The organism is Mycoplasmopsis bovis PG45, assembly GCF_000183385.1.
Taxonomy (GTDB): domain Bacteria; phylum Bacillota_I; class Bacilli_A; order Mycoplasmatales; family Metamycoplasmataceae; genus Mycoplasmopsis; species Mycoplasmopsis bovis.
The window spans coordinates 88774-113934 of the sequence record NC_014760.1; the positions used below are offsets into that span (position 1 = coordinate 88774).

A 25161-nucleotide genomic window follows, 5' to 3' on the forward strand; every position below is an offset into this window, starting at 1 on the left:
AATGATAGTTTCTCTTAAAGAACTTAATAAATATATGCCGGAAATTAAACTTGACAGCTCGATTGAGAAAAGTATAAATGATTTAGGATATGAGGTTGAAAGCATAACAAAATTTAGTGATGTAGAAGGTGTTAAATTTGGTTATGTGCTTGATGTTTATAAAAATGAAAATAGCAAAAACTTAAATGTTGTTAACATAAAAACCAATTCAGGGAATATAACAATCCAAACTACAGCCTCAAATGTTAAAAAAGACTCTTGAATAGTTGCTTTTGTCGAAGGTGCTAAGAAAGGCGAGATTGTCTTTGGCAAGAAAGAAATGGCTGGCATAGTTTCTAACGGTATGCTTGCTAGTTTTTCTGAATTGGGTTATGACAGTTCACTGCTTCCTTTCGATCCAAATGAGGTTATTTTATTGGATGATTCGTCAATTAATGAAAATATGAATCCAATGGACTATTTTGGATTAGATGACTATATTATAGATATAACTACGCCCGCAAATAGAGCCGAAAGCAATTCATATTATGTTTTAGCAATGGAGTTAGCAGCATTCTATAATACAAAATTTGTATGACCAGATTTATCACCAAAGGATCATTATCGTTTTAGAAGTAATATTAAAGTTTTAAAAGATGAAGCTAGTGAATTAACATTTTTTGAAGCTAAAATAAAGAATAAAAAAACAAGTTTACAGGATATTTTATTTCTAGTTAAGCATGGGATAAATGCTAAGGGCATTTATGCAATTGATTTAACAAATATTACGCTTTTAGTAACTGGCTCTCCTGCTCATGTTTATGACAAAAATAAGATTGGAAAATCGTTAACTTGCTCTAAATTTAGTGGCGAAATTGAAATTTTAGGTGGCAAAAAAATTAATGTTTCTGATGTTCTTGCTATTAAGGATGAAAATAAGGTTTTATCACTAGCATCTGTTATGGGTTGTGAGAGTTCTGCAGTTGATGAAAATACTAAAGAAGTTGTGTTTGAAGTAGGATTATTTGATCCATTATTAGTTCGTCATAGTGCTAGAGAAATAAAAATTGACTCAGCGTCATCAATTCAAGCTGGCAGGTTACTTAATGCTCAAATATCATTTAACGGAATTTCCTTTTTAAAGTATAAATCAGGCATAGATGGTCAAGTTGTTAGTCAGATTATTAATCTGCCAAAAATTAGAAAAGGCAAATCAATTATCCAAAGCAGAAAAAAATTATCCATATATGCTAACTGCAACATTAAGGACTTAACAAAGTTTGACAGTGTTGAGCAGACTCTTAAGAAAATTGGTTTTTCAATGGACAAAAATAGAGTTATTGCACCAACATATAGAACCGATATCCAAAATTATGAAGATGTTATTGAAGAGTATTTCAGATTCTATGGATATAGCAATTTTTCTGCAACTAGTCCAAAGTTAGAATCATTTAAAATTTCCCATAAAGTTGATAATAAAAATATTCTGCAGTCAATGGGCTACAATGAGATAAGAACTTTTAGTTTAGTGTCATCGGAATCAAATAAATTTAATCCTTTTAATTTTGAAAAAACAGTAAAATTGATGACATTTGTTTCAAAGGAAAGAGAAGAAATTAGAAACTCAATAGTACCATCCTTATTAGAATCAGCAGATTTCAATTTAAAAAGAAAGATAAGTAATATTTCATTTTTTGAGCACGGAATGATTAATGACAATAAATTTGTTTACGGTTTATTGTCAAATGAGAAAACATTTGAACAAATGAGGCAAGATGTTTTTAACTTCCTAAAAGTTGATAATTTAGAATTTGTTCCATTCAGGGATAATGAATTCATTCATCTTAATGTGTCTGCTAAAATTTTCCATAATGGCAATTTTATAGGCTGAATTGGAAAAGTTCATCCAACTGTGAATTCATCAAATTTATGAGTTGCTGAATTTATGAATATTGAAAGTGTGCAAAAGTCAAAAATAGAATTTAGCACCTATGATTCAAGTCCATTGAAGTCAATTGATTTAACCTTTACTATTAACAAAAATGAGCCACTCAGGGACACAATTAGTAAAATTAATGCTATTGCTAAATTATTCAACATCCAACAAATCGATTCATTTGATAATGGCGAAAAAAGAAATGTTACTCTAAGGCTGACTGGAACCACTGAAGAAATAAGCAAAATTAATGAAGTATTTAATAAAAAGTAGGGTAAGAATATGTATAAGAAAATAATTTTGAACGATAAAGAGATTGAAAGTGCAATCAATAATGAAGTAGATAGACAAAATGAGCACATTGAACTTATTGCTTCTGAAAATTATGTAAGCGATGATGTCTTAACTGCTGTCGGTAGTGTTTTAACCAATAAATATGGTGAAGGATATCCGGGAAAAAGATATTATGGTGGCTGTGAAAATGTAGATGTTGTTGAAACATTAGCTATTGAGAGATTAAAAAAGCTTTTTGGTGTTAGATTTGCAAATGTTCAGCCTTATTCAGGATCAGTTGCGAATGCTGCTGCTCTAGCATCATTAGCTAATCCGGGTGAAAAAATTATGGGACTAGACCTATCTTCAGGCGGACATCTTACTCATGGATATAAGATAAGTTTTAGTGGAATTTTTTATAACTCAATTACTTATTCTGTCAATAATGAAGGTTTTTTAGACTATGAAGCAATTAAAGAGTTAGCTATTAAAGAAAAACCAAAGGTTATTATTTGCGGTTATTCTGCTTACTCCAGAGTTGTTGATTTCAAAAAGTTTAGAGAAATAGCTGATGCTTGCGGCGCAAAATTGATGGCAGATATAGCGCACATAGCTGGATTAATAGCTGGTGGTGTTCACCCTTCACCTGTGCCATATGCTGATATTATAACTTCTACAACGCATAAAACACTAAGAGGCGCAAGGGGCGCTATTATTATGACAAATGATGAAGAGCTTGCCAAAAAAATTAATAGATGAGTATTTCCAGGGTATCAAGGTGGGCCATTGTTTCATGCAATAGCCGGTAAGGCAGTTGCTTTTGGCGAAGCTTTAAAACCTGAATATATCGAGTATGCACAAAATATTGTCAAAAATGCGAAAGAATTTTCTAATTACTTTATAAAACAGGGAGATTCGATTGTTTCTGGTGGGACTGATAATCACTTGTTTACGATTGATGTAAACAAAAGCTATGGAATTTCTGGCTTACAAGCAGAAAAAATATTAGGCAAATTTAATATAACAGTTAACAAGAATACAGTTCCATTTGATAAACTAAGTCCTGCTGTTACTTCGGGAATCAGAATAGGAACAGCAGCCATGACCTCTAGAAAATTCACCAAATGAAATGAATTAGGTTCTATAATGCATGAAATTTTGCAAAATTGCGTTGAGTTTAGTGAAAATGAAGAAAAACACTCACATAGAATAGCCGAATTGAAAAAACAAGTATCTGACTTAACTAGTGAGTTCCCAATTATTACTAAATATTAGGGAGTTATTTTGAATACTAATTATTTATATGATCCTATTGTTCCCTATGAAAGTGGATATTTAAAAACAAATGATGGAATGCATGAAATATATTACGAAGTTTCAGGTAATCCTGACGGTATTCCAGTTTTATATATCCACGGTGGACCAGGTGCTGGTTGCAATGAAAACAGTAGAAGATTATTCAACCCAAAAGTCTATAAAATAATTTTATTTGACCAAAGGGGGTGTGGAAAAAGTAGACCTTCAATGTCCTTAGTTAATAACACAACGTGATTTTTAATTGATGATATAGAAATGATAAGAGAGCATTTAAAGATTGATAAATGAGCTCTTTTAGGTGGTTCATGAGGCTCAACACTGGCCTTATGTTATGCCATAAATCATCCACAGAGAGTGTTGCACATTATCTTGCGAGGTGTATTTTTGGCTACAAAACACGATCTTATCTGACTGTACCAAGAAGGTGCAAATTACATGAATCCAGTTGACTTTGAAAGGTATATCAATTTAGTACCACAAGAAAAAAGGAATGATGTAATTAGTTATTATCATCAACTTATGAATGATTCCGATCCAAAAATAAGAATACAGGCAATGAATGAATGAGCAAGATGAGAGTCAATAAATGTTAAATTATTAGGCGGAGATTTCAATGAATCTGATACCAAAGCCAACAGTGAAATAGCACTAATTGAGAATCATTATTTTTACAACAATTGCTTTTTTGAAGAAGGCTATATATTAAAAAACATTCATAAAATTAGCCACATTACTGCCAATATTATTCACGGAGCATATGATCTTATTTGTCAGCCATATTGTGCCTATATAGTTAGCAAAAATATGCCAAGATCAACACTAAAATTGTTAAAAGATTCAGGACATTCGCAATGGTCAGATAGTATACTTTATGAGCTAGTTAAGGCAACTGATAATTATGCATTAGATTATTTTGCAAGAAAGGACTTAAATGGCTAAGTCTATTAGGTCATTTTTCCCATTAGCCAGCAAAATAGTCTATTTGGACTCAGCAGCACTTTCATTAAAGCCTAAATTTGCAAGCAAAGAGAGTGATAACTTTTACAATTTGTATTCAGTAAGTACTAGAACTAACAACTCTCCTTTAGGTATATACACATACAAAGTAATGAATGAAGTAAGAGAAAAAATTGCCACTCTTACTGATTCAGAAAGTGATGAAGTTATATTCACTTCTGGGACAACTGATTCTCTTAATAAATTTGCTCAAATGTATTCAAAAATATTGAAACAAGGTGATGAAATAATTCTTCATGGTTACAACCATTCATCTAACTTAATACCATGACTTGTTATAGCGAAAGAGAAAAATTTACCTGTTAAAATTATCGACGATGCCAATCTAGAAAAGCATATTGGCAAGAAGACAAAAGTTGTTGCTTTTTCTCAATTAACCAATAACTTTCAAGCAAAAGTTGACATTGATAAAGTATACAAAAGGTGTCAAGAAGTTGGAGCCATTTTGGTAAATGATGCTGCACAAGCCATAGTTTATGAAAAAGTTAGTTTAAAAAATTGCGATGTGATTGCTTTTAGTGCAAATAAATTTTATGGTCCTACTGGACTAGGAGCACTAATTGTTAAAAAAAGTATTTTAGATAATTTGCAACCTGTTACTTATGGCGGTGGAACAGTTAACTTAATAAGCAAAGACAAAAGTTTTATAATTAAGAACAGTATTGAAAAATTCGAACCTGGAACACCTAATTTTTCCGCTATTTTTATGTTTAACAAGTCAATTGACTTTTTTAATCAATTTGTAGGATATGATAAAAGCAAGAAAATCTTAAATGAGTTAAGTAACTATGCATATGACCAGTTATTAATGGTGCCCAATATTGAAATTTATTCAAAAAAGGATGATCATATAATTCTTTTTAATATTAAAGATATTAACTCTCAAGATGTGGCTCATTTTTTAGGAACCAACAACATATATGTAAGATCTGGAATTTTCTGTGCGCACTATTTAAAAAACTTTTATTGCAACGATTCATTTGTTAGAGTTTCCTTGGGAATTTATAATAACAAAAGTGATATAAATAAATTAGTAGAAACATTAAAAAAAGGAGGTGATTTCATTGTCCTATAGTTTTCAAGAGAAAAGAGAAATTATTATGCACAATTATTTGAATCCTTCTTTTAAAAGTGCAGTAACCAATAAAAAAATTGAATCATTTAGCAACTCATGTGGTGATTATTTAGAGGCCGAATATTCAATTGAAAATGGAGTTATTAAAAACCTTCATTTTAATGGCAATGGGTGTGCATATTTTATGTCATCATCTAATTTACTATGCAAATATTTAAATGACAAAAGCATTAACGAATCACTTTATTTTATAGACTTATTTGAAAAAGATATTAAGAATCAATTATTAAGCGATGATGATAAGAAAATGCTGGGTGAGTTGTTAGTTTTTGACAATGTTAACCAACACGCAAATAGGCTAGATTGCATTCAAATGTTAAGCAAACCACTAAAAGAAAATTTAAAAAATGAACAATAAAAATATAATATTTCACATAGATTTTGACTCATATTTTGTAAGCGCACATAGATCAAAAGACCATAAACTAAAAAATAAGCCAGTTGCTGTTTCGAATGGACTCAGCAGATCAATTTGCTCTAGTATTTCTTATGAGTTAAAAAATGTTGGAATTAAGGTTGGCTGACCTAGATTTATGATAGAGAAAAAAATGCCTGACACAATTTTTGTTGAGCCGAATTTTGATTTGTACTACACAACTTCTAACAATATTTTTGATTATATTGCTTCAAACTATACTGCCAATATTGAAGTAGGTTCGATTGATGAATGCTGGGTTGATGTGACTTCAATATCAGAAGGAAAAAATCCTGTTGCGCTGGCTAGAAAAATACAAGAAGATATCAAGGAAATCTTTGATATCCCTGTTTCTATAGGTATTTCATATTCAAAATGAGCAGCTAAAATGGCTAGTGATTTAGCAAAACCTTTTGGTGTTAAATTTATTGAAAACAATGAGGATTTAGAGTCGCAAATTTGACCATTAAATATCAAAAAATACTATGGAATAGGCGAAAAGACAGCAGACAAATTAGTAAAGGCTGACGTAAAAACTATAGGAAACCTAGCACGTTCTAGTGAATTAAGTCCTGAATTGTATATGATATTCAGAAACAGACTGTCATCTTTTATTAATGAAGCTAGAGGAAATGGCACCGATAAATTAACATATGAGCATAATAATCTAAAGGGCATTGGAAATGAACTAACATTTCCTCTTTATGACTTCTATGAACGAAGCGAAATATATAAAGTTATAAAAAGTTTAGCTAATAAAATTAGTCTCAGAGCACAAAATAGAAATGTTGTTGGTTTCACATTAACAATTATCATAAGAAGTGTTTCGAAAGTATGAAAAGGCAAGCAAATGAAGTTAGTCGAACCAACTAATGATGTTGAAACAATTTATAAAAATGCAATAGTGTTATTTGAAAAATTATGAAAAGAACAACCAATTAGGGGCGTTGGCGTAAGGCTGACAAACCTAATCAATGAATTTGATCACTTCAAGCAACTAACTATTTTTGATACTTATGAAGAACGTCAACAAGAGACCAAAGTAAATAATATAATTAATGATATAAACAAAAAAGCTGGAAAAGTTATTTTAAAAACGGGATATCGCGTTTCTAAAGAAAAAATAAAAGAGTCTGTACAAAGTAGATACTTGGAAGATGATTTAGGTATAAGAAAGTAGGAAATATGAGAATCGGATTATTTGGTGGGTCATTTAACCCTGTTCATAATGGGCATATAAAAATTGCAGAATATGCCTATAAAACAATGAATTTAGACAAAATTTATTTTATACCTACTGCTATTAGCCCATTTAAAAAGAAAAACACTGTTGCGCCAGACAATGACAGAATTAATATGCTTAACCTAGCATTAGAAAATTTTAATGGCAATTCTGAAGTGTCACTATTTGAAATAAAACGCGGCGGAGTTAGCTATACATTTGAAACGATAAGATACTTTAAGAACAAGTTTCCAAATGATGAATTATTTTTTATTATAGGTTCTGATTTGCTTCCTAAGTTTCATAAATGGGAATTCGTTGATGAAATGACTCAAAAGTGTCAATTTGTTGTGTACAAGAGAAACAAAAATATTAATAAAATCAATGCCAAAAAATATGGCTTAAAAATAATGAATAATCCAATTTTCAGTGAATCATCAACAAAAGTTAGACAAGGGGAGTTAAATTTAACCGATCCTAAAGTTAATAAATATATAGGAAATAATTTTTTATATGCTAAGGAAATAATTCATTCTTTATTGACAGCAAAGCGAGCTAAGCATTGTGTTTCAGCTGCTGAATTTGCTGTTACACTAGCAAAATCGATAAATTATGATGCTAAAAAGGCATATTATGCAGGACTATTTCATGACATATGTAAAGAGTTAGATGAAAAAGATTCTAGAGCATTTATTGGACAATTCATTAATGATTCTTTTGATCCTATTAAGTTACCTTCATATAAACTTCATCAAGTTGCCGGCGCCTTATGGTTTAAATATATTTATATGAATGATGATGAAGAAATTTTTAATGCCATTAAAGTACACACTTCCCTTGCGCTTGAACTATCAACCTTAGATAAAATTCTATATATAGCAGACAAAATTTGTGATGGGCGTGCTTTTGCTGGGGTGCAAAAATTAAGAAAATTGGCATTAGAAAATTTTGATGAGTGCTTTAAAGAAGTTGTCAACAGAAACATTGAATATAATCTTGCCAAAAACATAAGTTTTAGTAAAGAACAAAATGAAATCAATAATAAATGAAACAAATAGAATGTGATAAAAATATGCAAGAGTTATTTAGAGTTCAAAAATTAATAGCACAATCTGGATTAATGTCTAGACGCGAAGCTGAAAAAATGATTTCTAGTGGATTAGTCTTTGTTAATGGAATTAAGGCTTCGCTGGGAGATAAGGCAAGCGCTGATGATGAAATTAAGGTTAATGGAAAAATACTGAATTTGACTAAAAGCCCTGTTTTTAAGTATTTCTTGCTTAATAAACCTAAAAATTCTATTACAACCTCTAATGATCCAAAAGGACGCCGTACAGTTATTGATTTAATTAACACAAATGAAAGAATTGTTCCTGTTGGAAGATTAGACAGAAACACTACTGGTGTACTATTATTAACAACTGATTATGAATTAGTAAATAAGCTAACACATCCTAAATATGAAATCGAAAGAGTGTATAGAGCTAGAATTGATAGTCCATTAACTCTTAAAGAATTTAAGGAGTTAAATGCAAGAATTGAAATTGACGGAAAAATGAGTCGCCAAATAGTGGATCAAGTTGATACAAAAAGCTATTTAGTTTCACTGCATGTTGGTTCATATCACCATGTCAAGAAGCTGTTTGAGAAAATTGGGCACAAGGTACTTACTTTAAAAAGAGTTTCCTATGCTAACTTAACAGTGGATAAACTACCCGAAGGTATGTATAGAGAATTAACACTTAAAGAAGTAAGAAATCTTAAACTTTTAGTAGAAAAACAAGAAAAAAATTTATGTCAAAAAGAAAAATAAAGTTAGTTGCTATATCTTCATTATCTTTGTCTCTTGCAACTGTCTCTGCAAGTTGTCAAGGGAGTTTTTATAGGCAAAAGGATGTATTTGATACTGAATTTTCTAAGGATATGTTTGATTACTACAATCAGTATAAAAATGTATGAACTAAGATAAATAAATTTATCGAAAACGATTCATATAAAAAATACTATTTAGACAACTACAAAAAAATTGATTTAATTACCAAAGAGTGAAAAAATGTTGTCGATACAATCTTGCCTTATATGAAGACAATCGAAAATGGAGACCAGGAGTACAATTTAGAATTAGGCTATAAAACAGGCATAAATGGAACTTTTATTCCTATTAATAGTTCAATTAAGGGAGCTGATTTATTTAACGAATTAACAGATAAACCAGTAGGAAAAGAAGTAAATATAAGAACTAATATTGGTTATATTTCCATTCTTAATGAGGAAGTTAACAACATTATAAGTGATTATGTTAAAGACTTAAAAGAAAGCAAATCTGATTCATTATTTAAAAGTTTTTGCAATGAATTTGATTTTTTACCAGGTTGACCATTATTTAAAAATCTAAAATCTAAAGAGAGACATAGATATCAAAGTTTATTTTTAGATAGCTTAAGCAAAAAATATTCTGGAATGCAAAGCGAGTATTCACGTAAATTTTTTGATTCTCAAAAAGTTAATATTGACTACAAAAACATAAGAGGAATTACTCCAGAAGGCAATACATATCACACACATGCTTTGGTAAACTTATGATATGAATGAAATAAAGTAGTTTTACCAGAAGTTGATGATTCTGCAAACGGTTCTGACAAAAGGCTTTGAAAAGGCAACAAGATTTATGAAACTGTTGAGTTTTTTAAAAAACTCTATAAAACAGCTGAACAAGTTAAAAAGGATCATAACAGTAAGTTAATTTTAAGATTTGTCAAAAATGATAAATCTAATAATTCAAATAATAATTATAAAGAATATGAATTTGAAACTCTTTTTGACAAATTCATTCTTTCTTTAGTTGATGATAAGGAAAAATGGAATATAAAAATATATCCAAGCGACCTTAACTACAATGATTTTGCATTTGTATTTAAAAACTTATTTCAAGAACTTATTGACATAAGTGCAAAAATCGACTTTACAATTAAGAATTATAAGAACTAACTATATAATTTAAATAATATTAATTAGGGGATGTATATGAAAACAATGTTAGATGTTGCTATTGAATTTTTATTAGAAAAATCAGGTGGCAGTCAGTATATGGAATTTAATACTATTTTTGATGAAGTTGAAGCACAACTTAAGTCAAAATGAGAAAAGGAAGCGACTCAAAAAGAGCTTGAATATAGCAAGATTCGTCAAAATAAAATTGGCGAGTTATATCGTTTATTAACAGTTGATTCACGATTTGAAAGAAATAATCAAGGTCTTTGAATCACTAGAGAAGGTTTTGAATAAGAATGTCAGAAAAATACACACTTACTAATGCAAAAGATATTTTGTTAGATGCCAAGAAAAACAAATATGCTGTTCCACATATAAATATAAATAATCTAGAGTGAACCAAAAACATTTTGGTTACTGCTAACGAATTAAGATCTCCTGTTATTCTAGGTGCAAGTATGGGAGCAATTAAATATATGGGTGGTTTTAAAACTGTTGCTTCATTAGTTAAGTCATTAGTTAGTGACTTAAAAATTTCTGTGCCAGTTGTTCTCCATTTAGATCATGGAGATTTTGAATCATGTTTTAAAGCAATTGAGGCCGGTTTTACTTCAGTTATGTTTGATGGTTCAATGCTTTCTATGGATGAAAATTTAGAAAGAACTAAAGCAGTTGTAGAATTTGCAAAGAGATTTAATGTCTCGGTTGAAGCTGAAGTTGGTGCTATTGGCGGCGAAGAAGATGGAATTGCATCTGCTGGTGTTATTTCGAATGTTTCTGATGCACTTAAGATGAAGGAAACAGGTATAGATGTTTTAGCTGCTGGAATTGGTAATATCCATGGTAAGTATCCTGAATCATGAAAATCATTAGACTTTGAAACATTAAGCAAAATTTCTAATGCTACTGATATCGGAATAGTTTTACATGGTGGCAGCGGAATTCCAACTGAGCAAGTTGTCAAAGCTATAAGTCTAGGTGTTACAAAAATTAATGTAAACACGGAATTGCAATTAGCTTTTGCGGACGCAGTGGAAAAATTTGTGTTATCTGGCGAATCTAAAAAGGGCAAGAACTTTGACCCAAGAAAACTATTAGCTACCGGATGCAAAGCTATATGTGAAACAGTAAAAGAGAAAATTGTTATATTCAATTCACAAAATAGATACTAAAAATTTGAGAAAAATCTAACCATTTTCCCAAATTTTTTTATTTTCAAATTCAATCCAAAAATAAAGATTTCATTAGTGTGTGAAGAAACTAAAAACAATTTTACCAATAATGTTTTTGCCGTATTCATTAGTTAGTTGCACAAACATAGCTAACTATTATTTAAAAGGCACAAAAATTAATTCAAATATAAATGTAATTGATGGAGATACTGTTTCATTTTTGGAAAATGATAAGAAAAAATATATTAGACTTTTTGGTATTGACACCCCTGAAACATTTAAAAATGACAACAAAAATTTAGCGAAATTTGAAAATTATTATGCACACCAAGCTAGGATTTTTTTAAATCATATAGTTTGAAACAAAGAATTGTTTTATAAGTTTATTAAATATGATAAATATAATCGAATTATAGCCATTTTATACTATAAAACAGGTAAAAACGAATACACTGATGCTGGCTTAGAATTAGTTAAGAATGGCTATGCTAGAGTGCACTATATTTCTGATTCTCCTACTGATAAATATGGAGTTAATGAGAAAAATTTAATAGAGTATTTTTACAAACTTAAAAAAGAAGAAAACAAGGCCAAAATGAATTTAGTTAATATTTGAAAACACAACCAAAGGCACGTCTTTTATAAGCCATAAATTTTATTGGCAATTTTCATTTTAAATATATAATTTAAAAGCAATTTATAATAAATTGTTCTTTACTAGTGGGAGATTAAATCGCTAGAACCACATTATCGAGAGGATAACAAAATATGGCAAAATCAAAAGCTGATATTGTTCGTGTTCGTAAGTTACAATTTAATGCTGGTCAAGCTAAACCTGGTCCTGCTTTAGCAGGTGTGGGTATTAATATGCCAGAATTTACACGTGCATTTAACGACGCAACACGTGATAGAGGTAATGAACCTGTTCCTGTTCAAATTACTGTTTACAATGACAAATCGTTTGAATTCAAACTTTTCACTTCGCCAGCAAGTTACAAATTAAAGCAAGCTGCAAAGATTGAAAGTGGAAGTTCAAATGCTAAGACAACTAAAGTTGCAACTATTACTGTTGATCAATTAAGAGAAATTGCTCAATACAAATTACCTGACTTAAATACTGATGATGTCGAAGCTGCAATGGCAATTATTGCTGGTACAGCAAGAAATATGGGAATTTTAATTGATGGCTATGAAGGCGGCAAAGTTAAAAAGTCTACTAAAACTGAAGGAGATAAATAATGTCTGCAAAAGGCGGAAAGAAAATTCAAAACGCTAGAAGCTCATTTGACAAAAACATTGCTTACGAATTAACAGAAGCAGTTGAAATAGTTAAGAGAACTTCATATGCAAAATTTGATGCCTCAGTTGATTTAGTATTTAAGTTAAACCTTGATGTTAGAAAAGCTGACCAACAATTACGTGGATCAGTACTACTTCCAAATGGAACAGGTAAATCAATTTCAGTATTAGTTGTTACAAATAATGTTGAAAAACAAAAATTAGCCACAGCTGCTGGTGCAGACCAAGTTGTTGATGGTCAAACATTGGAACAAAAAATTAAAGAAGATATCTTTGACTTTGATGTTATGGTTGCTGATCCAGCAATGATGCCATTATTAGGTAAATATGGTAAAAAACTAGGGCCTAAAGGTCTTATGCCAAACCCTAAAACTGGCACAGTAACTCCAACTCCTGAAAAAGCAGTTGAGGAACTTAAAAAAGGTAAAGCAAATTATAGAACAGATAAAGCTGGTGTTGTACACACACTAGTTGGAAAAGTATCAATGGATACTGAAAAATTAGTTGAAAACATCAAGACTGTTATTAGCTTAATTAAAAGACTAAAACCATCTGCTGTTAAAGGAACATACATCCAAAATATTGTTCTTTCAGCAACAATGGGTCCAGGTGTTAAAGTTAAAATTGAAAAATAATTAATGCAGAAAAAATTCCGCCACACAAAGCGGAATTTTGTTTTTTTAAACTTTAGCAAGCAGTGTTTTAACCTGTTTAATAGAGTTAACGGCAAAAATTATAAGGAGAATTGATACTGCTGTTCTAACTATCATAATAATGAAACTAACAGCCTGTCCAACTTTATTATTTCCATTGTAAAAAGTAAATAAAACAGTAATTATGTAAACCACGAAAAATATTAGAAATGCATTTGATGTTGAAAGTAATTTAATACGGTCTTTGCGTAAAGAGACAAATGTTAGTGATTCTAAAAAGAAGAACAGCGCCATGAAGCATATTAGCACAAGAAATGCAAAGTATACTGAATAAGTAGCTTCCTGCAATATATAGAGTGTGCCAAATTTGAATGATTTTTCCAGCCTTGCTATTAAATTGAACAAATCAGTTATTAGCAAACCTGCTACCAGGACAATTATGGCTATTGAAAAACCAAACATATTACGCAGACTAGATTTTTTCATTTTTAACCTCTTCAATTTCATTTAACTCAAGTAAAAGGATTTTTCTTATGTCAATAAACAATGAAGAATCTAGCGAGCTTTCAAATAAGCTAATTGTGTTTTTAATGCTCTAAATTCAACAGGTTTTCTAAATTTTTTAAGATACTTAACTTTTTCATTATTACTTGCAAAATTTCTTTCTAAAGCTAAAAGCGACTTATCTAAAGAAGAAGAGTTTTGTAAATATTTTTCTTCTATACTTTTCTTATTTTTAATAATTAAGTTGACTCTTTTTCCTATAAATAAAGCCTCTTTGTCATTTTTTAATAATTCAGTAAATTTATCTAAGAAATCATAAACTTCTTCAATGTTTTGTATTTTTTGAATGTATGAATTAGCAAATTTAAGTGATTCTTTGATATTTTCAAAATCATCAAATGCAAAAGTTTTTAAGTGATAAGAAGAAAATAAATTTAGCAACGATAAATTTTTAAATGATCACAGTATTTTTTTATATTCCAAACAACAAGATTTTGAAAGCAAGAAACCAAGATCAAGTAAACTATTTTTAATTTTTGTTGCAGGAATTTCCTTGCCCTCTGATTTTAATCTATAAAGTCTTAACAGTTGATGAACTTTCATTGCAATCATAAAGTTCAATTTAGGAACTTTTATTCCTGATTTGTAAGCTGCAAATTCTTTAGGCAAAATTTTAGGAGACAATACTTCAATTTCAGTATCATTGTGCCTTGACTTAGCAATTATTTGATCTTTAAAGTTAAATGTAATGTTAGAAAGTTTATCTAAATTCATAATCCTAGATGATGCATTTTCAGACACAAAATCCATGTCGCTAGCTTCTCTAAAATAGTCACTATATTTTATGGCAATTGATTTACTTCCTTGAACTAAAAATCCTACATCTTGCATTTGTTTAATAAGTGATAATTGCTCATTTGAAACAAAATTATTTTTCTTACATAATTTTGCAAAATCCTTAAATCTAAATGCAGTGAAAAGTTTAACTTTTAGCCAGTTTAATGACTTAAATATGTTGTAGTCATAAAACTTGTTAAAAAGAATGTTAGACAATGAATTTATTGTTCACATTAGGAGAAGCCAAAGAATTAGAATTCTAAAAATTGTTGCAATTGCAAGAACATATGCATTTTTAGCAATATGCTCATTCATTAGCTTTTCTAAACTTTGCTTTGTAAGTTCATTAAAATACAACGGAAGTCTGTCAAAAAAGATTAGAAAGGCATAGAAAACAAAACTGAAAATAACAGGCGCAAAAAATAATGAGGAAAAGTATATGGCTATATTATTTCTTTTATATTTTTCTGCAATATGTATTTTGTCTTCTAGTATCATGAACTTCCCCATGCATAAACTCTATTCTCATCTGCCTTTTTTTGCTCAGCAATAATTTTAATATAACCATTCAAAAAGTCTATTGAGCTGCTAACTTTTTGCTTAGCAATTGTTAGTGAAAGCCAAATGTTTCATTCTGACTTAACGCCGTCTAAAGATTCTTTAGCTATTTGCAATGCCTTGTGTATAGTCTCAATGTTTCTTGTTTTAGAAACCTTAATTATTTCACCAAAAATTGTAAAAATAAAGTTCTTTGAATAATTAAATTGTAATTCAGTTTGTCTAAGGAGTCCGAGTAGACTGCCCACAGTTGATAGGCCCTTAACAATAGCAGCTACTTGTGGAAATCCATCAAGAGATTCAGATACTGTGGACAATGTATCCCCACCTAGCTGTGCAAGTTCTAAAGCAGGATCTAAATCTTTTAATATTTCTTTTACTTTATAAATAGCGCCAGCTATACCAGAATGAAAGTTATAAAATGTTTCAATTTTTCATCATAATTGATTTTCAATATCATTTCAATCTGAATCATTTATATATTTATTAAGTTCTGAGTGCTCGGATGTTTTAGTGTCATATGATAATGTTCTTTTTTTCCGACTGCTGCCGTTGGTCCTCTTACCCATTAACGACGATATTTTTTCATTAAATTCTTTTAACTGTTTTTCAAAAAATAATTGTATATCAGGATTGTTTTCTGATAGCGTTTCATTCTTTATTGATTCGTCATTTTGTGTAATTGCAATCATATGTTATCCTTTTGTGCATTATTAAATTTTGTTTATTTATCGCTGCACAAAAAAATTATAGAGAAGTTGTTTTTACAAATTATTTATATGGAATGCTTGTGGTTTTATTAGGCGAAAATATAGACTTTTAACCCTTAAAAACAGCCAAATATGCATTTTTTGAGCAAAGGGTAAGGTTAGAGTTTAAAAATAATATATAATAATATTTCGCGGAGAATTTATGGTACATATTGTTTTATTCGAGCCTGAAATACCACCAAATACGGCTAACATCATAAGAACTTGTTTTGCAATTGGGGCTAAATTACACATAATTAAACCCATTTCTTTTAGTTTAGACCCTAAATATTTATCTCGTCCAGCAGCTGGTAGACTTTTAAGTGACATTGAACATGAAGTTCATAACTCATATTCTGATTTTTATAATAAATACAAGGATAAAAATATACATTACATAACTAGATATGGCTTAAAAACTTACAGCGATGTCGATTTCAAAAAAGAATATGAAAATAATGAAGAAATATGACTAATGTTTGGCAAGGAATCTACAGGCATTGATAAACAAGTGCTAAAAGATAATATTGATAATTGTTTAAGAATTCCTATGATAAACAAAATGAGAAGCATCAATCTAGCTAACTGTGTTGCAATTGTTGGCTTTGAGGTTATGAGACAAATAGACTTTAAAGATTTATCACTTTATGAATCGCAAAAAGGAAAGAACTTTATCAAGGAATGAACCAAAGAATAACCAGCACACAGAATCCAAAAATTAAGCAACTCAGGAAAATTTTTAATGATAAAAATTCTGAATTTTTTATAGTTGAAGGATATCATCTAGTTGAGGAAGTCTTAAAGGAAAATCTTGTAATCGAATTATACGAATTAGATAGTAAAACAGCCAAATATGAAAATTCTATAATAGTTAGTGATAATGTCCTAAAAGCTATTACTAAAACTAAAACTCCTGAAGGAGTTGTTGCCTTATGTCGTAAAAAATCTAATACTAGTGAATTAGGCAACAGAGTTGTGTTTTTAGATAATGTTCAAGACCCAGGTAATGTGGGAACCATTATAAGAGCAGCTAAATCATTTAACTTTGACACAGTTGTATCAAATGTAAATTTTTATAATGATAAAATAGTACGTTCGAGCCAAGGCGCCTTATTTACAGTAAATTTGGTCAATTATGCATATGATAATTTACATAGTGTATTAAAAAAATATAAGCAAAATGGATTTAAAATTTACTGCACATCACTAAGTAAAAACAGTGTGCCAATTAACAAAATTAGTTTTGAAAATGAAAAAATAGTAATAATTTTTGGTAATGAAGGTTCAGGAGCAAGTGAGACTTCTATTAAAATTGCTGACAAATTAGTTTATGTTCCAATAGATTTTGAGAGCTTAAATGTTGCCGTTTGTGCGGGAATTGTGCTTTATGAAGCCAATAAAAAAGCAAAGTAGGATATAAAGATGCATAAGAGACTAAACGATGAATTTTTAATTAAAAAATTTTCTAGAGAATTAAACGGGTACTCAGTTACTGAAGTAAATTCATATATAAATTTGCTTTTAAACACAATAAACAACTTAGAATCAGAAATTAATTTGCTAAAAAATAAACAAAACGAAATTGCTTCAAAACATCAAAACGAAATAACCGAATTAGAATCTGAAATATCTATATTAAGAAATGAAAGTAAGTAATGAATAACGATACAGAAAATCAACAGTTAATTAATTGATACCCTGGTCATATGGCTAAAGGAATGCGCGAAATCAAAGAAAACGCATCATTAGCCGATGTTTTTATTATTGTTTTAGATGCCAGATGCCCAATTAGCAGCTACAATGAAGATTTTGATTCTATCTCGCCATCAAAACCTAGATTATTCATAATTACCAAAAGCGATTTAATGGATGTTTCAAAGAAAGCCACAATAGAAAAAAGATTCGGAAGTTCTATGCTTTTATGGCTAGATTTAAGAAATCCTAAAAGCAAAAATATAATTATTAATAAGCTTAAGAAAATAACAGAATCTAAAGTTGCTAAGGATAAACAAAAAGGGCTTATAAACTCTAGAATTAAAGCTTTTGTAATGGGCATTCCAAATGCAGGCAAAAGTACTTTAATAAATTTAGTTTCGAACAAAAAAAGTTTGCAAGTTGCAAATTATCCTGGGGTAACAAGAGCTAAAAAATGAGTAACGGTGGATAATTTTTTCTTTATGGACACCCCTGGAATTTTGTTGCCGAAGTTAACAGATCAATATGCTGCTACTAAGCTAGCAATGATTGGCTCAATTGAAACAAACATATTTCCGCAAAAGTTTCTTTTTACCAATTTTCTAAAAGTACTAGCAGATTACTATCCAAAATTGCTTATAGATGAGTTTAAATTGACTGAAGATGACTTAAGCGATTTAAATGAAGTTAAGACATACAATATTTTGACCAAAATTGCTGTTTTAAAGGGATATGTAAAAAATAATAAATATGATTTTAATAAAACATATACCTTTTTTATAAACTGAGTTAGAAACCTTAAAGGTGTAACATTTGATTAAAATAAATAACAAATAGAAAGGCAATTTATGGCTAAATACACACTAGAAGAAAAAACTAATGTTTGATATGAAGTTGTCAAAGTTAACAAATTAACAATGAGACGAGATATACATATGTCGTATCGTAGCATTTTTCCTGCGATTTTAGTTCTAATTGGTCTAATGATATGGGCTGATGTTGTAGCAGCTAGATTAGAATTTAATACATCAAATGTTATATCCCTAGTTTTTATAAATGTTTTATTCCCACTTATAATTAGCTTATGTTTATGATTTATAGTTGTAAAAATTTTTCTGCACAAAGCAATAATTGCAATTGATAAAGATGACGAAGCTAAAGCCAAGTTATGAGTTAGACGATATATAAAATCTGGATGTAAGAAATACCCATATGGGTATATTGATTATTCTAACTAAATACATTTGCATATACAAATTTACCAATAATCCTAATTTATAGCCTAATTATGTCCAAAATGTGCTATAAAATGCCTATTATGCGTGATAAATATTTAATATATAATTAAATCATTAATTAACATACATAAGGAACATATGTCTAATAAAGTTATAAATGTGTCAAAGGTCATTAATAAATTTGAAATTAAGCTAGTTAATGCTGACCAAGAGTTAAAGTTCAGAGACATAAATTTGCCTTCAATTCATAGGCTTGGATTAGAAATTGCAGGCATAATTAACAACAAAAGATATAGCGACAATGTTATATGCTGAGGAACAAAAGAATCACTTTATTTTGAAACTTTGTCAAAAAATGATTTTGTTTTGCTACTTAGACGTATATTATCAGTTGAGCCGCCACTATTGATTTTGTCCAAAGGGGTTTTAGAAAATCAATACGAGATTATTAAAAATGTATGCAATGAATTTAAAGTACCTTTATACATTTCTGACAAAAGCACATCTAAAATTACTTCAACAATCGGCACATATTTAAGTGATTTTTATTCAGAAGAAACGCAAGTTCACGCTTGTTTAGTCTCAATTCATGGTGTAGGCGTTCTGATTGTAGGTCAATCTGGTATTGGAAAGTCAGAAGCTACTCATGAGTTAATACAAAGAGGACATTCATTTATAGCTGATGATGCAGTTTTAGTAAAGCATATTGGCGCTAATTATTATGGTAAAAGTCCATTGCTAACAAAAGATTTATTAGAAGTTAGAGGCACAGGCTTAATAAATATAATGCAAGCTTATGGTGTAAAGTCTGTAATGAATGGAACTGTTATAAGTTTGTGTGTTGAATTAGTTGATAAAGCTGACTTAAGTTACGATAAATTAGATAGATTGGGTGACAGAGAGATGTTTTATGATGTCTTAGGTGGCAAAATTCCTAAGGTTCATGTACCAATTAAAGAAGGCGCATCAGTTTCTTCATTAATTGAAGCTGCTGTTATTGCGTTTAAAGCAAAAAAAGAAGGTTTTGATGCACTGTCATTGCTTTCATCAAGAACTATTGAATTAGAGAATGAAACAGACAAAGGAGGTGAGTATGAATAATGCAAATAAAATAGGCGACTGACATGTGTATCCCGGCGTTTGAACTCCTGAGGCAGGAAAAATTGCTAACGAGGCAAGCGTATTATTCCGCATTGGAACATTACCAATTCACACTTATTCACTTACAATGATGCTTGGGATGATTGCTGCTATATTAACAATTATTATTTTTTGAAGAAGAGCAAAATATGAGTGAGAAATATTATTAACATTAATATTTTTAACAATACCTATGGCAATTTTAGGCGCTCGTATTTGAAACGAAGTTGATCAAGCCATAAATAATCCAAATTATAATTGGCGAAACTGATACAAAGTATGAGAGGGTGGACTTAGTATTCAAGGTGGAGTTGTGCTCGCTGTTATTGTTGACCTTACATATGTATATTTCAAAAGAGACAAAATTGATATTAGAAAAACTTGTGATATTATCATACCTACAATATTAATTGGCCAAGTGATTGGTCGTTGAGGTAACTATGCTAACCATGAAGTTTATGGAAGAATAGACTACAGTGGCGCCAGTTCATTAATTTTTGGTAAAGCATTTGCTGAAAATATGTTCTTAAAAGATGAAAACGGTACAGGATACAGATACCCACTATTCTTGTATGAGTCTATAATTAACTTATTTGCATATATAATTTTAGTATGAGTTATTAATCAAATGTCACTATTAAAACCAGGTGCGACAGCTCCTTTATATTTTGTGTGATATGGACTAGTTCGTATTGCAATGGAACCATTAAGAGATTATAGACAAGCGATTTATGTTGGTGCTGCTTATGCATTTGCTGTTTTAGGTGGAATAGCATTTATATTCTTCCAGTTCTTCAACCCTACTCACTATGTAAGAGAGTGGAAAAGAGGAAGGTTTATATATCAATATGCTCACCCTGAAGAATATATTGCTTGAATAGAAAAAACTAGATTTAAGACTAAAAAATCTAAACCAATAACAAAGGTGGTATCTTAAAATGAATAGTGAAGCAATGTATGATGTAGTTATTATAGGAGCTGGCCCTGGTGGACTAAATGCTGCTTTATATGCATCTAGAAGCGGATTAAACACTTTAATTATTGAAAAAGAAGTACCAGGCGGAAAAATTAATTCAACTTCAGAAGTTGAAAACTGATTAGGTTTTAAAAAAATAAGCGGATTTGAACTTTCAGATACTCTTTACTCACATGCTATGGCATTTAGTGCAAAGTTTAAAAGTGCTGAAGTAGTTTCTATTAAGCATGCTAAGGAATTTTTACAAGAAGTTGTTCTTAAAAACGGCGAAGTTATTCAAACTAAAACTGTAATTATTGCTACTGGTTTAGTAAACCGTAAGCCTACAGATATAGAGAATTTTGCTAAATTTGACAGAAAAGGTATTAGCTACTGCGCAGTCTGTGATGGGCCATTATTTAGAAACAAAAATGTTTTTGTTTTAGGTGACGGTAATTCAGCTTTTGAAGAAGCTTTATATTTAACATCATTTACTGACAAAATTACCTTGATAACAAGAAGTGATAAGTTTTATGCTGAGGATATAACAGTCGAAAAGGTTAAAGCTGAACCAAGAATTACATTAATCACAAACACTTATATTAAGAGCCTTGAAGGCAAAGATTTTGTTGAAAAGATCAATTTAATAGGCGCAGACGGCAAAATTACAACATTAGATTGTGACGGTCTTTTCCCGATGATAGGCTTTATTCCTACTTCTGAATTTGCAAAAGATTTAAATATAACCAATGAAAAAGGCTATATCAAAACTAATGAAAAAATGCAAACAGAAGTTCAAGGAATATATGCTGTTGGTGATATAAGAGACAAAGAAATTCGTCAAATAGTAACAGCTGCTTCTGATGGTGCAATTGCAGCTAAAGAAATTTGAAACTCTTTAAAATAAGCAAAAAGCCAAAAAATGAAAATTAGGACTGCTCCTAATTTTTTAATTTTAGTTAACAAATTACAGACGAAAACAATTGTTTTCTAAGATTATTAAGCATATTATTAAATAATTTCATATTTGTTAAAGATTGACTTAAGCATATTAATATTCAAGTCAGCACCATTTTCAAATTTGGTGTTATTAAAGTCAAATATTAGCTTATTATAGATTTCTTCTTTCTGGCTTTCAAAAGGTTTAGTTTCGAAATTTTTAGAAAGTCTTACATAAAAACTTATTCTTCTTTTACCTGAAAAGGCAATTAATCTTAATTCATCTTTAGGCAACGATAGTTGTTTAATTTCGGTGTCTTTTTTTATTGTATTTTCAATCAAATAAACCTTTGAAACAGAGCTATTAGTCACTTTTCATTTTTTAATATCTTTAATTTGAATAGCCGTAGAAATTGACAAATAGACAAAAAGAATAAAAGCTATAAAACAGGCAATCTGATATCAAGTTACAGCAGAATTAATTTTTGCTATAAAAGCATAAATAAAGCTAATAATTCCAAATAAATTTAAGATAGAACATAAAGCAAAATAAAGAGCAATAAAACTAAAGGATTTCAATAGATTGTCAATGTAGCTCTCTCTCACTTTTAGTTCATTATAAATAATTGATGACTTGACAAATGCATATCTATAGCCACTAAATTTGTATCAATTTAGAGACACAAAAACATAAATAGCAAGACCGCTTAAAAATGTAAGCGAGACAGAAATAATAAATAAAATTAAAGAAGAATTCTCCATAGTAAACTCAGCAAAAATAATAACAAATAAATAAATTCACATTATACTTTTATTTTCTGCATATTGCGCATAAACTAACTTATGAAATCAAAAAAATGGCAAAAATTACATTTTTAAAATTTTTCTCCTAATGAAAGTATAATATTAATATCTCTAAGTATTATGCCCATAATAAGTGCAGTTATATTTGAGATTATTTATTCAATTATAGGAGAAGCGAATGAATTATAAATATGTTAAACCAGGTCACGCTACTAGCGACCCAAATGAAACAGTTCGTTTTCTTGATGTTGATGGAAAATTAATTCAAGAATATAAACCATCAGAAGAAACCAAGAAAAAACTAGTTGAAATGTATAAAAATATGATTAGATCTCGTCAATGAGACTTATACTCATTAACATTACAAAAAACTGGTCGTTTAGGTACTTTTGCTCCTGCATTAGGTGAAGAAGCTGCTTTAACAGGTATTGGTTACAATCTTAACAAAGAAGACTGATTTATTCCACACTACCGTGTATTACCAACTCAATTAGCACGTGGAATTTCTATGGATAAAATTTATTCATACTGACAAGGTTCTGAAATTGGATCAGCATTTGCTGGAACAAATACATTGCCACTTCACGTTGTTATTGGTTCACAAGTTCCTATTGCTGCTGGTGTTGCACAAGCGCTTAAATTCCAAGGTAAAAAAGCATTAGCTATGGTTACAATTGGTAATGGTGGAACAAACGAAGGTGAATTCCATGAAGGATTAAACATGGCTTCAGTTCGTAAATGACCACTTGTTACAGTTGTTATGAACAACCAATGAGCAATTTCTGTTCCTGAACACAACAGTTACATTGTTAAGACTCTTTCACAAAGAGCTAAGTCATATGATATGCCAGGTGTTCGTGTAGACGGTAATGACTTAATTGCTGTTAACGAAGTTATGCAAGAAGTTTATGACTTTGTAAGAGAAGGAAATGGACCTGTTTTAGTTGAAATGGTTACATGACGTCAAGGTCAACACACAACTAGTGACAACCCTAGAGTTTACCGTTCTAGAGAACTTGAAGTTGAAAAAGAAAAATGAGAACCATTCCACCGTATTGAAGCTTACCTTCTTTCAGAAAAACTTATTACTGAAGAAGACATTAAGGTTTGATCAGAAGCTGCTTATGAAGAAGCTAAAGCTGCATATGCACTTTCAAAAGAATTATGTGAAGCAACAACATTCGATCACATTTACGACTACACATACGAAAAATTACCTGCAGATTTAGTAAGACAAAAAGAAACAAACAGAAAATTATTTGGTAAATAATTATTCCAATTTTTGATTTTATAAAGGAGATAAATAATGGAAAAAATTTCATTAAATAACATTGGTGCCTTAAATCACGCATTAGATTTAGCAATGGAAAAATTCCCTAATGTAGTTATTTATGGTGAAGATGCAGGTTTTGAAGGTGGTGTATTCCGTGCTACTGAAGGTCTTCAAAAGAAATATGGTGACCAAAGAGTATGAGACTCACCAATTTCTGAAGGTGGTATTGCAGGATCAGCTGTTGGTGCATCTGCTGCAGGATTAAGACCAGTTGTTGAAATTCAATTCTCAGGTTTCTCATTCCCTGCTATGAACCAAATTTTTACAAACGCTGCACGTTATAGAACAAGATCACACGGTGTTTACTCATGTCCAATGGTTGTTAGAATGCCTTGTGGTGGTGGGGTTAAAGCTCTAGAACACCACTCAGAAGCTCTTGAAACAATTTACTCACACGTTCCAGGTCTAAAGGTTATAATGCCTGCTACACCTTATGACACAAAAGGTTTAATGTTAGCAGCTATCGAAGATAATGACCCAGTTATTTTCTTAGAACATAAACATGACTACCGTGCTTTCAAACAAGAAATCCCAGCTGAATACTACACAATTGAAATTGGTAAAGCAAATGTTGTTGTTCCTGGTGAAGACTTGACAATTACAGCATACGGTCACGTATTGCATGAAACTCTTGGTGCTCTTAAGTTACTACAAGAAAAAGGCAAAGATTACTCAATCGAAGTTATCGACTTAAGAACTCTTAAACCACTTGACAAAGAAACTATTGTTTCTTCAGTTAAGAAAACAGGTCGTCTATTAGCAATTTCTGAAGCTGTTGAAACACTTTCAATTAACTCAGAAATTATTACAATTGTTAACGAAGAGTGTTTTGATGATTTAGTTGCTAAACCAAGAAGACTAAACACAGCTGACGTAACAGTTCCTCTTCCTGTTTTAGAAAAACAATTCTTCTTCAGCAAAGAACACATTGCTAAAGTTATCGAAGAAATGTTAGGCTAATAAGCTAACCTATAAAACAAAAAGTGTAAATATGCTCTTT

Annotated in this window: 26 protein-coding genes and 2 pseudogenes; 24 read left to right on the forward strand and 4 right to left on the reverse strand. The window is 30.2% G+C overall.

The features are described 5' to 3' along the window. Position 1 precedes the first annotated feature (1 nt). The 14 genes and pseudogenes from MBOVPG45_RS00380 to rplA all read left to right on the forward strand — a co-directional run bounded on the left by MBOVPG45_RS00380 (position 2) and on the right by rplA (position 13391). Positions 2–2188 carry a phenylalanine--tRNA ligase subunit beta gene (locus tag MBOVPG45_RS00380; RefSeq protein WP_013456006.1) on the forward strand — a complete coding sequence of 729 codons (2187 nt, stop codon included), beginning with the start codon at positions 2–4 and terminating at the stop codon, positions 2186–2188. 9 nt (positions 2189–2197) lie between these two features. After that, complete coding sequence (gene glyA / locus MBOVPG45_RS00385) at positions 2198–3463, forward strand: serine hydroxymethyltransferase (protein ID WP_013456234.1); 1266 nt, start codon at positions 2198–2200, stop codon at positions 3461–3463. 9 nt (positions 3464–3472) lie between these two features. After that, complete coding sequence (gene pip / locus MBOVPG45_RS00390) at positions 3473–4444, forward strand: prolyl aminopeptidase (protein WP_013455995.1); 972 nt, start codon at positions 3473–3475, stop codon at positions 4442–4444. After that, positions 4437–5597, forward strand: a complete 1161-nt coding sequence (locus MBOVPG45_RS00395; RefSeq protein WP_013456132.1) for an aminotransferase class V-fold PLP-dependent enzyme — start codon at positions 4437–4439, stop codon at positions 5595–5597. The genes pip and MBOVPG45_RS00395 overlap by 8 nt, the downstream gene beginning before the upstream one ends. 25 nt (positions 5598–5622) lie before the next feature. Next, positions 5623–6015 carry an iron-sulfur cluster assembly scaffold protein gene (locus tag MBOVPG45_RS00400; protein WP_049764021.1) on the forward strand — a complete coding sequence of 131 codons (393 nt, stop codon included), beginning with the start codon at positions 5623–5625 and terminating at the stop codon, positions 6013–6015. Beyond that, positions 6005–7252, forward strand: a complete 1248-nt coding sequence (locus tag MBOVPG45_RS00405; protein WP_013455965.1) for a Y-family DNA polymerase — start codon at positions 6005–6007, stop codon at positions 7250–7252. Before MBOVPG45_RS00400 ends, MBOVPG45_RS00405 begins: the two co-directional genes overlap by 11 nt. A 5-nt stretch (positions 7253–7257) precedes the next feature. Continuing rightward, positions 7258–8352 (forward strand): nicotinate-nucleotide adenylyltransferase, encoded by a 1095-nt coding sequence (locus MBOVPG45_RS00410; protein WP_013456061.1) that lies wholly within the window; start codon positions 7258–7260, stop codon positions 8350–8352. Positions 8353–8366: 14 nt separating this feature from the next. Further along, positions 8367–9107 carry a pseudouridine synthase gene (locus MBOVPG45_RS00415; protein WP_013456046.1) on the forward strand — a complete coding sequence of 247 codons (741 nt, stop codon included), beginning with the start codon at positions 8367–8369 and terminating at the stop codon, positions 9105–9107. Next, entirely contained in the window at positions 9089–10282 is a 1194-nt protein-coding gene (locus MBOVPG45_RS00420; protein ID WP_013455993.1) for an MAG0770 family lipoprotein, read from the forward strand. Before MBOVPG45_RS00415 ends, MBOVPG45_RS00420 begins: the two co-directional genes overlap by 19 nt. Positions 10283–10318: 36 nt before the next feature. Continuing rightward, positions 10319–10579, forward strand: coding sequence for a DNA-directed RNA polymerase subunit delta (rpoE, locus tag MBOVPG45_RS00425; protein ID WP_013456253.1), 261 nt, complete (start codon positions 10319–10321; stop codon positions 10577–10579). A gap of 2 nt (positions 10580–10581) precedes the next feature. Then, positions 10582–11457, forward strand: a complete 876-nt coding sequence (fba, locus tag MBOVPG45_RS00430) for a class II fructose-1,6-bisphosphate aldolase (protein WP_013456402.1) — start codon at positions 10582–10584, stop codon at positions 11455–11457. A 79-nt stretch (positions 11458–11536) separates the two neighbouring features. Next, positions 11537–12109 carry a thermonuclease family protein gene (locus tag MBOVPG45_RS00435; protein ID WP_013456560.1) on the forward strand — a complete coding sequence of 191 codons (573 nt, stop codon included), beginning with the start codon at positions 11537–11539 and terminating at the stop codon, positions 12107–12109. Positions 12110–12225: 116 nt separating this feature from the next. Further along, positions 12226–12693: pseudogene (rplK, locus tag MBOVPG45_RS00440) on the forward strand (50S ribosomal protein L11); the annotation flags it as partial. A gap of 2 nt (positions 12694–12695) precedes the next feature. Next, the gene (rplA, locus tag MBOVPG45_RS00445; protein ID WP_013456358.1) at positions 12696–13391 is read left to right on the forward strand and encodes a 50S ribosomal protein L1; all 696 of its coding nucleotides are present in this window, start codon (positions 12696–12698) and stop codon (positions 13389–13391) included. Positions 13392–13436: 45 nt separating this feature from the next. Here rplA and MBOVPG45_RS00450 read toward each other — a convergent pair whose 3' ends face one another. The 3 genes and pseudogenes from MBOVPG45_RS00450 to MBOVPG45_RS00460 form a co-directional block, all read right to left on the reverse strand. Continuing rightward, on the reverse strand, positions 13437–13895 hold the full coding sequence (locus MBOVPG45_RS00450) for a hypothetical protein (protein WP_013456096.1): 459 nt from the start codon (positions 13893–13895) through the stop codon (positions 13437–13439). Continuing rightward, positions 13882–15248 (reverse strand): annotated as a pseudogene (locus MBOVPG45_RS00455) (MAG4530 family protein). Before MBOVPG45_RS00455 ends, MBOVPG45_RS00450 begins: the two are co-directional and overlap by 14 nt. Continuing rightward, entirely contained in the window at positions 15239–16000 is a 762-nt protein-coding gene (locus MBOVPG45_RS00460) for a hypothetical protein (RefSeq protein WP_013456214.1), read from the reverse strand. Before MBOVPG45_RS00460 ends, MBOVPG45_RS00455 begins: the two are co-directional and overlap by 10 nt. 220 nt (positions 16001–16220) lie before the next feature. Between MBOVPG45_RS00460 and MBOVPG45_RS00465 the strand changes: the two genes are divergently transcribed. The 8 genes from MBOVPG45_RS00465 to MBOVPG45_RS00500 all read left to right on the forward strand — a co-directional run bounded on the left by MBOVPG45_RS00465 (position 16221) and on the right by MBOVPG45_RS00500 (position 21992). Next, entirely contained in the window at positions 16221–16754 is a 534-nt protein-coding gene (locus MBOVPG45_RS00465) for a tRNA (cytidine(34)-2'-O)-methyltransferase (RefSeq protein ID WP_013456087.1), read from the forward strand. Further along, positions 16739–17470 (forward strand): TrmH family RNA methyltransferase, encoded by a 732-nt coding sequence (locus tag MBOVPG45_RS00470; protein ID WP_013456201.1) that lies wholly within the window; start codon positions 16739–16741, stop codon positions 17468–17470. The genes MBOVPG45_RS00465 and MBOVPG45_RS00470 overlap by 16 nt, the downstream gene beginning before the upstream one ends. Before the next feature lie 9 nt (positions 17471–17479). Beyond that, positions 17480–17713 carry an MAG0865 family DivIVA-related protein gene (locus MBOVPG45_RS00475; protein WP_013456610.1) on the forward strand — a complete coding sequence of 78 codons (234 nt, stop codon included), beginning with the start codon at positions 17480–17482 and terminating at the stop codon, positions 17711–17713. Continuing rightward, a complete protein-coding gene (gene ylqF / locus MBOVPG45_RS00480; protein ID WP_013456553.1) occupies positions 17713–18573 on the forward strand; it encodes a ribosome biogenesis GTPase YlqF in 861 nt (286 codons plus the stop codon). Before MBOVPG45_RS00475 ends, ylqF begins: the two co-directional genes overlap by 1 nt. A 27-nt stretch (positions 18574–18600) precedes the next feature. After that, positions 18601–18990, forward strand: a complete 390-nt coding sequence (locus MBOVPG45_RS00485; RefSeq protein ID WP_013456266.1) for a hypothetical protein — start codon at positions 18601–18603, stop codon at positions 18988–18990. Between the two features lie 138 nt (positions 18991–19128). Further along, on the forward strand, positions 19129–20091 hold the full coding sequence (gene hprK / locus MBOVPG45_RS00490) for an HPr(Ser) kinase/phosphatase (RefSeq protein WP_013456521.1): 963 nt from the start codon (positions 19129–19131) through the stop codon (positions 20089–20091). Continuing rightward, a complete protein-coding gene (gene lgt / locus MBOVPG45_RS00495; protein WP_013456243.1) occupies positions 20084–21067 on the forward strand; it encodes a prolipoprotein diacylglyceryl transferase in 984 nt (327 codons plus the stop codon). Before hprK ends, lgt begins: the two co-directional genes overlap by 8 nt. 1 nt (position 21068) lies before the next feature. Next, positions 21069–21992: an NAD(P)/FAD-dependent oxidoreductase gene (locus MBOVPG45_RS00500; protein ID WP_013456313.1), complete on the forward strand. Its 924-nt coding sequence runs from the start codon at positions 21069–21071 to the stop codon at positions 21990–21992. A gap of 104 nt (positions 21993–22096) precedes the next feature. On the opposite strand, the gene MBOVPG45_RS00505 is transcribed toward MBOVPG45_RS00500, so the two are convergent. Next, positions 22097–22828, reverse strand: coding sequence for an MAG0920 family protein (locus MBOVPG45_RS00505; RefSeq protein ID WP_013456588.1), 732 nt, complete (start codon positions 22826–22828; stop codon positions 22097–22099). 178 nt (positions 22829–23006) lie between these two features. Between MBOVPG45_RS00505 and MBOVPG45_RS00510 the strand changes: the two genes are divergently transcribed. Both MBOVPG45_RS00510 and MBOVPG45_RS00515 read left to right on the forward strand, forming a co-directional pair. Then, positions 23007–24098: a thiamine pyrophosphate-dependent enzyme gene (locus tag MBOVPG45_RS00510; RefSeq protein WP_013455974.1), complete on the forward strand. Its 1092-nt coding sequence runs from the start codon at positions 23007–23009 to the stop codon at positions 24096–24098. Between the two features lie 36 nt (positions 24099–24134). After that, a complete protein-coding gene (locus MBOVPG45_RS00515; RefSeq protein WP_013456437.1) occupies positions 24135–25121 on the forward strand; it encodes an alpha-ketoacid dehydrogenase subunit beta in 987 nt (328 codons plus the stop codon). The last annotated feature ends 40 nt before the right edge of the window (positions 25122–25161 follow it).